At 56.3% G+C, this 12,209-nt stretch carries 11 protein-coding genes; all 11 read left to right on the top strand.

All coding sequences use genetic code 11. From position 1 onward, the window contains the following. The first annotated feature begins 237 nt into the window (after positions 1 to 237). The 11 genes from AAC035_RS11590 (at position 238) to cas3f (ending at position 12,053) form a co-directional block, all read left to right on the top strand. Positions 238 to 1,062, top strand: coding sequence for a hypothetical protein (locus AAC035_RS11590; RefSeq protein ID WP_339804173.1), 825 nt, complete (start codon positions 238 to 240; stop codon positions 1,060 to 1,062). 40 nt (positions 1,063 to 1,102) lie between these two features. After that, positions 1,103 to 2,020: a mechanosensitive ion channel family protein gene (locus tag AAC035_RS11585; protein WP_339804171.1), complete on the top strand. Its 918-nt coding sequence runs from the start codon at positions 1,103 to 1,105 to the stop codon at positions 2,018 to 2,020. Then, positions 1,974 to 2,465 carry an ATP-dependent zinc protease gene (locus AAC035_RS11580; protein WP_339804169.1) on the top strand — a complete coding sequence of 164 codons (492 nt, stop codon included), beginning with the start codon at positions 1,974 to 1,976 and terminating at the stop codon, positions 2,463 to 2,465. The genes AAC035_RS11585 and AAC035_RS11580 overlap by 47 nt, the downstream gene beginning before the upstream one ends. Then, positions 2,462 to 3,367: a 30S ribosomal protein S6--L-glutamate ligase gene (rimK, locus tag AAC035_RS11575; RefSeq protein ID WP_339804167.1), complete on the top strand. Its 906-nt coding sequence runs from the start codon at positions 2,462 to 2,464 to the stop codon at positions 3,365 to 3,367. The genes AAC035_RS11580 and rimK overlap by 4 nt, the downstream gene beginning before the upstream one ends. Before the next feature lie 4 nt (positions 3,368 to 3,371). Further along, on the top strand, positions 3,372 to 4,442 hold the full coding sequence (locus AAC035_RS11570; RefSeq protein WP_339804164.1) for a succinylglutamate desuccinylase/aspartoacylase family protein: 1,071 nt from the start codon (positions 3,372 to 3,374) through the stop codon (positions 4,440 to 4,442). 43 nt (positions 4,443 to 4,485) lie between these two features. After that, a complete protein-coding gene (locus tag AAC035_RS11565) occupies positions 4,486 to 4,911 on the top strand; it encodes a secondary thiamine-phosphate synthase enzyme YjbQ (RefSeq protein WP_339804161.1) in 426 nt (141 codons plus the stop codon). Positions 4,912 to 4,959: 48 nt separating this feature from the next. Beyond that, entirely contained in the window at positions 4,960 to 5,337 is a 378-nt protein-coding gene (locus AAC035_RS11560; RefSeq protein WP_339804158.1) for a nuclear transport factor 2 family protein, read from the top strand. 164 nt (positions 5,338 to 5,501) lie between these two features. Then, positions 5,502 to 6,500 (top strand): chemotaxis protein CheB, encoded by a 999-nt coding sequence (locus tag AAC035_RS11555; protein ID WP_339804155.1) that lies wholly within the window; start codon positions 5,502 to 5,504, stop codon positions 6,498 to 6,500. A 157-nt stretch (positions 6,501 to 6,657) separates the two neighbouring features. Then, a complete protein-coding gene (locus AAC035_RS11550) occupies positions 6,658 to 7,617 on the top strand; it encodes a WYL domain-containing protein (protein ID WP_339804152.1) in 960 nt (319 codons plus the stop codon). 78 nt (positions 7,618 to 7,695) lie between these two features. Beyond that, a complete protein-coding gene (cas1f, locus tag AAC035_RS11545) occupies positions 7,696 to 8,673 on the top strand; it encodes a type I-F CRISPR-associated endonuclease Cas1f (protein ID WP_339804149.1) in 978 nt (325 codons plus the stop codon). Next, entirely contained in the window at positions 8,670 to 12,053 is a 3,384-nt protein-coding gene (gene cas3f, locus AAC035_RS11540; RefSeq protein WP_339804146.1) for a type I-F CRISPR-associated helicase Cas3f, read from the top strand. The genes cas1f and cas3f overlap by 4 nt, the downstream gene beginning before the upstream one ends. Positions 12,054 to 12,209 lie beyond the last annotated feature (156 nt).

Genomic DNA, 12,209 nt, shown 5'->3' with positions numbered 1-12,209 from the left:
ATGCGCAGGTCGTTGCGGAACCAGACCAGTTGGGGCATAACGTGTCCTTGCGATGAACGGAGGGCCAGGGGCATATATTCGCTGGAAGCGGCTGGCTGGATTATAGTAAGTGTATCTTCGTAAAAGAAAACCTGCCGGGGTTATGACTGAAACCACCGCTCACAGCGTAGAATCGGCGGCTGGGAATCCTGCCGGGCAGGCCAATGTGATCAAGCCGCGGATTGAGAGAGTGTTTCCTTGCAAAACGTAGTCGACCGGAAATCGAAGGCCATTGTTCGTGACGGACAGTGGGGACACGCCTATCAGCTTGGCTCCGGGGAAACCCAGCGCCATGACCTGAGCGAGACCCGGCTCTGGCTGACTCTGCTTGATCGGGAATGGCAGATCCGCACTGAGAAACTGCCCCGCAGTGAGGAGCGCTCGCGCTGGACCGAGTCCCTGAGCCTGACATTGCCCGGTAGCGGCGCCAGTCTGCAGCGGTTTATTCGTCCGGATGAGTCCGGCACGGTGACGTTTCTGCCGGCGCTGGCAGGATTGCCGACAGTGATCCGGCCCTACGAGCCGCTGACCATTCCACCCCAGGGCGAGTGCACGATCTATGTGGGCACGCTGGTGTGGATGCGGGTGTGTGTGGGCAGCCAGCTTCACGAACTGGCCGAGTTGCCGCTGGCGGCCCAGAACATGACCTGGGTTGGCAGTAACACTATGGAGGGCGATGTCTGCTATTCTGCTCCCACCCACGCCCGGTTGATGCTGGAAGCCGTTCCCAAGCGTCCCTGGCGGGCGATCAGTCCGGTGTTGGTTCGCAACCATCGCAAGGTTCCGCTGTTGCTGGAACGTTTCAGTCTGCCCACACCCTTGTTGGGTATCTATCGCAACACCCAGGGGCAGTTGTGGACATCCCTGACCACGGTGACCTGCGAGACCGGCATGAACGCCGCCCGGTTGAAAGTGGACAGTACCGTGCCGGTGGCCGCCGGCGAAGCCGAGCTGTTATCGGCCCCCCGCGAGAAAGCGGAACGTGGCGGGCTCATCAGGACCGTGGACAGGATGTTTGGTTAATGCCTTGTGTGACTGAACCGATGATTAAGGAAACGCATTGATGTCCGGACTTCCCTGGGCCGGCTGGCTGGCGGGCATTGCGTTGTTTGCTGCGGGTTTTGTGCTGGCGACGCTGGCCTCCCGATCCGTCGCCCGATTCATGCTGGAACGCAGTTCCCGTCACCATGCTGCCATCGTCCGGCGCCTGGTGTATTACGTCATACTGGTGCTGTTCACCATTGCAGGACTGCGGGAAGCGGGCTTTGCACCGGATGTGATTCTGGGCGCCGCCGGCATACTGACGGTGGCGATCGGCTTTGCGTCACAGACCTCGGCGTCCAACATGATCAGCGGTATTTTTCTGATGGTGGAAAAGCCCTTTGAGATCGGTAATCTGATCGACGTGGACGGTACCATGGGCGAGGTCGTCGCTATCGACATGCTCAGCGTAAAGCTGCGAACGCCGGATAACCTTTACGTGCGGATTCCCAATGAAACCCTGATCAAAACCAAGGTGGTGAACCGGTCCCGGTTTGCCATCCGGCGGCTTGATATCAAGGTCGGCATCGCCTATGCCGAAGATATTGATCGGGCACGAAGTCTGCTGCTAGGCGTTGCCGGACAAAGTCCCCTGTGCCTGCAGGAGCCCAAACCGTTTCTGCTGGTACTGGATTTCGGTGCATCTTCCATTGATCTGCAGTTATCCTGCTGGATCCAGTCGATAGACACACTGACAGCCCGCAGCGAATTAATGATCGGAATAAAACAGGCGTTTGACAGTGAAGGGATCGAAATTCCGTTCCCGCACACCAGTGTCTATGCCGGTGCGCACTCCGAGCCGTTCCGGATAGAACTCACTGGTGACGGCGTGCCAGTTGCAGAGCAGACCGAAACACAACAACCAACCGAAACCACCGAGGAGGACCCGGCGGATGCCATCAAAGCCCGCGGAGAAGGCGCCCCAACCGAAACCCGATGAACCCCGTATCGCCCTGGGGTGGCGGGAATGGGTAGCTTTACCGGATCTGGACATTGCCCGCATCAAGGCCAAGGTGGACACCGGGGCGCGCACCTCGTGCCTGCATACCTTCCGCACCGAGCCCTACACCGAGAACGGTCAGCGGCGAGTGAAATTCTGGGTCCACCCCGAGCAACACCAGATGCATAAGGTGGCGGAGTGCGACGCCGCCGTCATTGATGAACGAACGGTCACCGATTCCGGTGGCCACAAGGAGCTGAGACTGGTGATCGAAACCCGGGTAACCCTGGGTGACCAGACCTGGCCCGTAGAAATGACATTAACCAACCGCGACTCCATGCGGTTCCGGATGCTGCTGGGACGTACCGCCATGGCGGATCGTTGCAGTGTCCTCCCTGAATCCTCCTATCTCGCCGGCGAGCCGGTACTAAGGAACAAAGAATGAAAATAGCGGTACTTTCGCGGAACCGGCATCTTTACTCTACCCGGCGCCTGGTAGAGGAGGGGATTAACCGAGGTCACGAAGTTCGTGTGATTGATGCCCTGCACTGCTCCATGAACATTACCTCTGCCAAACCGCAGATTCATTATCATGAGGAAGTGCTGGAAGATTTTGACGTGGTGATCCCGAGAATCGGCGCCTCGGTGACCTTTTACGGTACGGCGGTGTTGCGCCAGTTTGAAATGATGGGGGTGTTCCCGGTCAACGAATCGGTGGCTATCACCCGCTCCCGTGACAAGTTGCGCTCACTCCAGTTACTGGCCCGCAAGGGCGTGGGTATGCCGGTCACCGGCTTTGCCAACAAGCCCGACAACGTGCCGGAGCTGCTCAGTATGGTGGGTGGTGCGCCGGTGGTCATCAAGCTGCTGCAGGGTACCCAGGGTATCGGCGTGGTGCTGGCGGAAACCCGCAAGGCGGCGGAGAGTGTCATTGAGGCCTTCATGGGCCTGAAAGCCGATATTCTGGTACAGGAATTCATCAAGGAAGCCGGCGGCGCTGACATCCGCTGCTTCGTGATTGGCGACAAGGTGATTGCGGCCATGAAGCGGCAGGCTGGAGAGGGCGAGTTCCGCTCCAACCTGCACCGTGGTGGTACCGCCTCGCTGGTGAGGATTACGCCAGAGGAACGCAAAACCGCCATTACCGCTGCCAAGGCCATGGGCCTTAACGTGGCCGGTGTCGATCTGCTGCGCTCCAGCCGTGGGCCACTGGTGATGGAAGTGAATTCGTCACCCGGACTGGAAGGCATTGAAAAGGCCACCGGCAAGAACGTGGCGGGTATGATTATCAACTGGACCGAGCGGAATCAGCAGCCCTGGAAAACCAAAACCCGGGGGAGGGGCTGAAAACGTGGCGCGTGCTCCCTTTGTAATTGCCGGCAACGAGATCAAGGCGGGCACCCGCTATACGGTGGAATTGCCGGTGGCCAAGCTGTACACCCATACGCCCTTGCACATTCCGGTTGAGGTTGTGCATGGCCGCCGGGACGGCCCGGTGCTGATGGTGTGTGGCGCCATTCATGGCGATGAAATCAACGGTGTCGAAATCGTCAGGCAGGTGCTGAAAAACTCGAACCTCAGGTACCTGCGCGGCACCCTGTTGGCGGTGCCCATTGTCAATATCTTCGGGTTTATCCAGCGTACTCGCTACCTGCCGGACCGTCGTGACCTGAACCGCTGTTTTCCCGGCAGCGAGTCCGGCTCACTGGGGGGCCGTATTGCCCACTTGCTGGCCACGCAGGTAATGGAAAATGTTTCCCACATCATCGACCTGCACACCGGTGCGGTGCATCGGTTCAACCTGCCGCAGATCCGTGCCGAGCTGAAAAACCCGGAAACGGCCCGCATGGCAGAAGCCTTCGGCGCTCCCATTATCCTCAACGCCAGTCTCAGGGAGGGCAGCCTGCGGGCCTACGCCGACTCCCTGGACATTCCGGTCATCACCTTTGAAGGCGGTGAGGCCCTGAGGTTTGATGAGGTGGTGATCAACAGCGGCGTCAAGGGCGTGGTGCGGGTGATGCGGGAACTGGAAATGATTCCTGCCAAAAAAGGCCCGAAAGAACCCCGCAAACGCTCTGAAACCGCCGCTACCTCGACCTGGGTAAGAGCGGATATTGATGGCATCATGCGCCCGGTGGCCCGCCTCGGCCAGAGGGTTCGCAAGGGGCAGCGGCTGGCCATGGTGGCGGATCCGTTTGGTGAGACGGAAGTCAGTGTCTTGTCACCCGTCTCCGGTATAGTGATCTGCGTGAACAACCTGCCCCTGGTGAACGAGGGCGAGGCCATTTATCACGTGGCCCGATTTGACGAGCTGGGTGAAGCAGAAAAGGCCATGGATTATTTCCGCTCATCCATGGACCCGGAGGCTACTGAAGCCCTGTTGCCGGTGCACCCCTGGGATAACGAGCCCAACAACAAATAGCCGGCGGGGCAGCGGGAGCCGTCATCAACACAGGAAGCATGGGATGATCTGGGACCAGAACACCATAGAACTGCCGGCCCTTGCCCGGGGTGTGTACCTGATTACCAATGACGTGCTGTCACAGGGGCCGGATTTGCGCAATTGCCAGGTGGGTCTGTTGCACCTGTTTATCCAGCACACATCGGCGTCTCTGGCCATCAACGAAAACGCCGACCCGGACGTGCGTGGCGATATCGAACGCCATCTGAATGTACTGGTCCCTGCAAACGCGCCCCACTACCAGCACACCCAGGAAGGCCCGGATGACATGCCAGCGCATATCAAAAGTATTCTGATTGGCCCAAGCCTGATTATCCCCGTCAGCGATGGCCACCTGGCCCTGGGCACCTGGCAGGGCATCTACCTGTGCGAACACCGTGATCACGGCGGACCACGGCGGGTGGTAGCTACCTTGCAGGGGCGGTGGTGAGTTCGCCCGGCATCTGAATTGTCCTTATCACAGAATTGGAGTCTGGTAATGCAGCCAAAAGACATCGTGGCGCAGTTCATCGCTGATATCCATGCCCAGCGTTTTGATGAGGCCAAGGCCTTGCTGGCGACTGAAGAATTTGAATATGTGGGTCCGAATATGCGCTTCCTGACCCGCGACGACATGCTGTCGTACCAGTTCGGTATGGCTGCCATACAGAAAGACCTGATTCTCCGTCAGCTCAGTGCCGAAGGGGAGCATGTGTTCGCGGTTCTGGATTACCGCACCAACTTCGAGCCCATCGGAGATGTGCGGCTTGCGGTCTGGTTTCGAGTCCGTAACGACAAGATTCAGACCGTTGAAGCCTTCTACAATGCCGCCGTGGTCGAAAACATGCTGGGCGGCAACCTGCCTTCCGCCGGCTGAATAAGAGGCCGCAAGGGAGGGTGCCTGTGCTGTGCCGGCGGGCGCTGGCCCTGACTCCGGACAGCGGCTATATTGGGTATACCTGTTATTTTTTCTGCGGTCGCAAGGTCGGTTATTCATTACCAGACTTTGCTGACGATGCCGCCCCATAGACGGAGGTGGTGATGAATGACAACAGACATCCGATGCTCATTGTTATAGGCGCATCCGCCGGTGGCATGGTCGCACTGAAAAAACTGGTAGCCCAGTTTCCAAAGGATTTTCCAGCACCCATTTTTATTGTCAGCCACATGAGTGCAGACACCACCGGCGAGGCACTGGTCCAGGTTCTGAACGAGAGCAGCAGTCTGACCTGTGTTCATGCCCGCGATGAACAAAAGTTCGAAAGCGGTCATATCTATCTGGCGCCATCGGATCAGCACATGCTGATTGCGAAGGGAAAGATCCTCATCACCAAAGGCGCCCGGGAAAACCGGTCGCGGCCCGCAATTGATCCCTTGTTTCGCTCTGCTGCCGTGGCCTACGGCAACCGGGTAATCGGCATCGTTCTGACCGGCTATCTGGATGATGGCACCAGCGGCATGATGGCCATCAAACGGTGTGGCGGGGTCTGCATTGCCCAGGACCCTGACGATGCGTCCTATCCGGACATGCCGAAGTCGGTCATCGCAAATGTCGGGGTTGATCACGTTTTGCCGGTGGCCGAAATGGGCGTACTGCTGGCCGATCTTGTGAGGCGAGACCTGGCTGCAAGCGGACCCGTGCCGGAAGACATACTGATCGAGGCAAAAATCGCCCTGCGGGTGCTCAGTGATTTACCTTCCGTTGAGGCCCTCGGTGATCAGGTGCCCTACAACTGCCCGGACTGCGGTGGGGTGTTGTGGCAGATAAAGGAAGGCAAGCTTCTGCGGTATCGCTGCCATACGGGCCATGCGTTCACCTCGTCGGTGCTGCTGGCGCAGCAAACGGTAAAAATTGAAGAAACCCTCTGGGTCGCGTTGCGCATGTTCGAGGAGCGCCAGAACCTGCTGGTCACCATGAGCAAGAACGAAAACAGGAAATCCCCCTCATCAATTTCCCAGCGGGCCAAAGATTCTCAGGTCCACATTGACCGCATTCGTGCCATGCTGAAGGCTACCGACAAGGATTCCCCGTCAATCTGATTTCAGGCTTACTTTCCTCCCGACTTTGAACCGTTGGACCTGCGCTCGCTAACTTCTGGTTTGTAGTTTATTTGGCAAATCGGCACGACTATCCAGTGGCGAGCATATGAATATGTAGCTAATCTTGAGGGATAACGATTACAAGCAGGGAGTGCGAATGAGCCGTTTTGACCGTATCTATAAAATCCATGATCTTCTTCGTAACGCCCACCATCCTGTTGCCATGCGGGTCTTTATGGACGAATTGGAGGCTAGCCGCAATACCGTAACCCGTGATTTTGAGTTCCTTCGAGATTCATTAGGCGCACCGTTGGAGTATTGCCGAGAAGGCAACGGACACCGCTACGCGAAGGATTTACCAGTATTCGAGTTGCCCGGGTTCTGGATGAATCCCGCAGAACTCTATGCATTGTTGGCCTGTGAGCAACTGCTTGAAAGTGTGCACCCAGGACTGATCACGAACAGACTCGCCCCGCTGAAAGATCGAATTCGGCGCCTTTTGGGTGAAACGGGGCACGATGCCGAGCGAATCAGCGAACGCATTCAGATACAGCCGCTCCAGACACGGACAACAGCCCACCAGATTTTTGATCCTGTCGCAGAGGCAATGTTGACAGGCCGGCAGTTGACCTTTCATTACAGCGCACGCAGCGGACCTGGAAACAAGTACCGCAGAGTTCATCCCCAGCGCCTACTTCATTATCGATCCAACTGGTACCTGTTAGCCAAATGCACAGACTCACAGGCGCTGCGCCTGTTCTCGCTGGACCGCATTACCCACCCCCAGGCGGATACTCTCGCGGCTGAATCCTTGGATACATCAGAGCTTGATGACTTTAGCTCATCAAGCTTCGGTATTTTTGGCGGCACCCCAAAAGGAACGGCAAAGCTCCGATTCTCAGATCATGCGGCCCAATGGGTAGCTGAGGAAACTTGGCACCCGGATCAGGTCGGCCAGTGGCAAACCGATGGTTACCACCTGGCAGTGCCATATTCCGATGAGCGGGAACTGATCATGGAAGTGTTGCGGTATGGGGCGGATGTGGAAGTGTTGGGGCCGGAGGAACTGAGGCAGGACGTAGCCGCCCGGATACGGAAGATGGCTTCGATTTACTGATGATTTGGACAGTGGTGCGCTTGGTGGGGCAGTGGGTGCGTTAATGTTCGTAAAAGCTTGAAGTATAGGAGGTAAGTAATGGGCGAGCTGGCACCAAGTGACCTGAAAACTATACTCGTTTCCAAGCGCGCCAACCTCTACTACCTGCAGCATTGCAGAGTTCTGGTGAATGGCGGTCGAGTTGAGTTCGTTACAGATGAAGGACGTCGCTCACTTTATTGGAACATCCCTATTGCGAATACAACCTCTGTTTTATTGGGCACCGGAACTTCGATAACCCAGGCGGCGATGCGCGAACTGGCGAAGGCCGGAGTTCTTGTTGGTTTTTGTGGCGGCGGTGGAACCCCGTTGTTTTCGGCAAATGAGGTGGATGTTGAAGTAGCTTGGTTTTCCCCACAGAGCGAGTATCGCCCTACGGAATATCTGCAGGCGTGGGTGAACTTCTGGTTTGATGATGACTTGCGGCTGGACGCAGCCAAGACCTTCCAGATTGTCCGACTGGAGAGGATTCGTAAGTGTTGGCTCAATAATCGAGTGTTAGTTGATAGAGGTTTTTCAATCAGCTCTGACGCACTGGAACCAGTTCTGGACGCATCTAAAGTGGCCGTAATGGCGGCGACTGACAACACTGCATTGCTGACAGAGGAGGCCAGAGTCACTAAGAAGCTTTTCAAGCTGGCTTCTACGGCTGTTGATTATGGGCAATTCGTGCGTGCCAAGCGCGGAAGCAGCGTGGACCCGGCTAACCGGTTTCTGGATCACGGAAATTACCTCGCTTACGGGCTTGGCGCAACCGCAACATGGGTGCTGGGTATTCCTCACGGCCTGGCTGTACTTCATGGTAAAACCCGTAGGGGTGGGCTGGTGTTTGACGTGGCCGACCTGGTAAAGGACGCGACAATTCTGCCCCAGGCATTTGTATCTGCGATGCGCGGGGACGAGGAACAAGAGTTTCGCCAAGCGTGTATTGAAGCATTGTCCCGCACAGAATCCCTCGACTTCATGATTGATACACTCAAGCAGGTAGCAGCTGACATCAGGGTAAGCACCCGATGAACGTTTTACTGGTGTCTCAGTGTTCGGGCAATGCGCTGACTGAAACACGCCGCATTCTGGATCAGTTTGCTGAGCGCAAGGGGCACCGAACCTGGCAAACACCAATCACTATGGAGGGCCTGAATACTTTGCGCAGGTTGTTGCGTAAGAAGGCGCGCAAGAATACCGCTGTAGCCTGTCACTGGATTCGAGGTAAAGATCACAGTGAATTGATTTGGATAGTCGGGGACGCCTCCCAGTTTGGCGTCAGGGGTATTGTTCCCACCAACTTCACTCGCAGGGACATCCTGCGCAGTAATGACGAGAATGATTGGCGCAATGGCGAGGATATTTGTCTCCTTGCTGCTATGGCCGCTTTGCTCCATGACCTCGGCAAGGCCAGCCTTGCATTTCAGCAGAAACTGATTGGTAAAGGGCCTCTCGAAAGAAATCTCTACCGTCATGAATGGCTGTCTTTACGATTATTTCAGGCGTTTGTTGGAGCGGATGATGATGCCACCTGGCTGGCAAGGCTGCAGGAACCAACGGATAAAGACAACGAGCTATGGATATCGCGGCTTTATCGGGATGGGCTGGATTCGGATATTGGAAACCCGTTTAGAGGGATGCCGCCGCTGGCGAGGGCCATCGGCTGGCTAGTGCTCACTCACCACCGCTTGCCCGTCATGCCCAGCAAGGATGACAGTGGCGAGCAGCGATGGCTCGGCTCGAAAGTGAAGGGGTTCCGCGCAGAACAGCTGCGGGATGTTCTGGATAAAATCGGTCCAGACTGGAACGAGGTGGTTCAGGGAAAAGAAAGGACAGACATAGAGCCATACTGGGACGTAAGCAAGGGGCTTCCGGTCACCACAGAAAAGTGGAAAAAACGAGCTTCTTCACTGGCAAAGAGAATGCTGGGCAGGACGGGAATGCAGAATAAGGCCTGGCTCGATGACAACTATGTCATGCACGTGGCACGCATGTCGTTAATGCTGGCTGATCACCATTACTCGAGCCTGACAGACCCCGCTCTCAGAGTCAGAGGGGCAACGGGTTATTCGCTGTACGCTAATACCAACCGGGATACTGGATTAGTTAACCAGCCATTGGACGAGCATTTGTTGGGTGTCGAACAGCACGTTCAGGCCATTTGCCGGTCACTGCCCTCTTTGGCAAGCAACCTGCCCCGTCTGGCCCGTCACAAGGGGTTTCGCAAGCGGAGTGAAAATCCGCGATTTCGCTGGCAGGACAAAGCCTTTGACATGGCCGAGGGATTGCGGGATCGATCCCGGGCGCAGGGATTTTTCGGTATCAACATGGCTTCTACAGGATGTGGCAAGACCCTAGCCAACGGTCGCATTATGTACGCTCTGGCGGACCCTGATCAGGGCGCGCGGTTCTCGATTGCACTGGGCCTGAGAACGTTGACTCTGCAGACCGGCAAAGCCTACCGGGAATTGCTGAATCTGGGGGAAGACGATTTAGCCATTCGTGTGGGCGGGAGTGCTAGTCGCACGTTGTTCGAACATCAACAGAGCCAGGCCGCACGAACGGGCTCCGAGTCGTCACAACCGCTAATGGATGACGACAGCTATGTGCATTTTGAGGGCAATTTTGAGGCGCACCCCGTATTGCGCCGCACGGGTCATAATCCCTACGTCAATTCATTAATAGCGGCTCCCATTTTAACCTGTACCGTAGACCACTTGATCCCTGCCACAGAAAGCCTGAGGGGCGGACACCAGATAGCCCCGATGATTCGGTTGATGAGCAGTGATCTGGTGCTTGATGAGCCCGATGACTTCGATCTGGCTGACTTGCCGGCGTTAACCCGACTGGTTCATTGGGCGGGCCTGTTGGGCTCAAGGGTGCTTTTGTCCTCAGCTACTCTGCCGCCGGCGATGGTTGAAGGGTTGTTTGAGGCCTATTCTGATGGTCGCCGACACTTCCAGAATAATCGGGGTACCCCTGGCCAGCCAGTGAATATCTGTTGTGCGTGGTTCGATGAAAACGACCGCAGCCATTCAGAATGCTCTGACAGCCAGACCTTCAGAGAAACCCATCAGGTATTTGTTGACCAAAGGTACAAAAAATTAGGGTTGGCCGCCATAAGAAGACGGAGCCAGGTCGTGCCCTTGGCCATTGATGGCCGGGATTTAAAAAGCCTTTGCCCCCCTTTTGCAGCGGAGATCATGGTCAACGCCATAGCGCTGCATCAGAAAAACCATTCAGTTGATCCTATAACGAATAAACGGGTCAGCTTCGGTCTCGTCAGAATGGCGAATATCGAGCCCTTGGTTGAAGTGGCCTTAACCCTGTTCAGGAGTGCACCACCAGAAGGCTGCCGTATTCATCTATGCGTTTATCACTCTCAGCACCCCTTGCTGATACGGTCGTCAATCGAGCGACAGTTGGATGAGGTGTTGGATCGACGGCAGGCCGACAGAGTTTTCCAGCACACGGACATAAGAGGCCGGTTGGATAACTCGAAGGAACCTGATCATCTCTTTATTGTCCTGGGGTCCCCCGTCACCGAGGTAGGGCGGGATCACGATTACGACTGGGCACTGGTGGAGCCCTCCTCCATGCGGTCACTGATCCAATTGGCTGGACGAGTGCGCCGGCATCGGCTAGTGGAGTGGGCCGAGACCAATATTTTGATTTTCGATGTGAACATGAAGCACCTGCGAAACCCGGCAGAACCTGCGTTTTGCCGACCAGGATTCGAGGGGAAAGACCCATGGTTACTCCATAGTCACCACATGGAAAAGTTGCTTACTGATGATGAGTTGTCTGCTATCGATGCTCGCCCGAGGATTACCCAGCGACAGCCACTGGCACCAAATGACAGTCTGGTAGACCTGGAGCATGCCCGACTTGCAGACTGCATGCTCAAGCCTCCGGAACCGGTTCAGGCGAATACTATGCCGATGGAGAAGCCTCTCACCCGCAGGCAGAGAATGAACGCGGCGACACCCGCGCCGTTGCCGCCACTGCGAGCGCATTCCTGGTGGTCGCTCCGGTATGGCACCTTGACCGGTGCCTGCCTCCAACAGCAGCCATTTCGTGAAAACACTATCCAGCAAACCGAGCTTGTTCTAATGCCGGAGGAGAGTGGTGAAGACTATCAATTGCACGCGGTAGATAAAGCTGGTTCGGGTAAGGCAGATCTATTGATTCCGGTTGAAACGAAGAACCAGCGCATCCCCGATTCCGAGTTGTGCAATGCCAGGGTCGGGCCATGGGGCGAGCCAGATTATATGGAGGCTTTGGTGTCCCTGGCTGACGAACTGGGTATGGAGTTGGAGGCCTGCGCCAGAAAGTTTGGCACCGTCACTCTAGGGGAAAGCGAACAGGGGTGGCGGTATCACCCCGTATTGGGGTTTTCGAAGCAACGCTGATGCTTCGGCATCTGACAATATTCGAGAAATGTGAGTAGAGAATGTTATGACAGATCGAGATAGTTCAGAGGATTCGAGTGATTTGCGTTCGATGATTGTAGCTTCCTAAGAAACACCATCGACAGCCTGCAACGTGAATCCAAACTCGGCTGCACG

Source organism: uncultured Marinobacter sp. (genome assembly GCF_963974375.1).
GTDB lineage: Bacteria > Pseudomonadota > Gammaproteobacteria > Pseudomonadales > Oleiphilaceae > Marinobacter.
The sequence above is the reverse complement of the archived record's forward strand: the minus strand, read 5'-3'. Positions and strand labels throughout refer to the sequence as shown.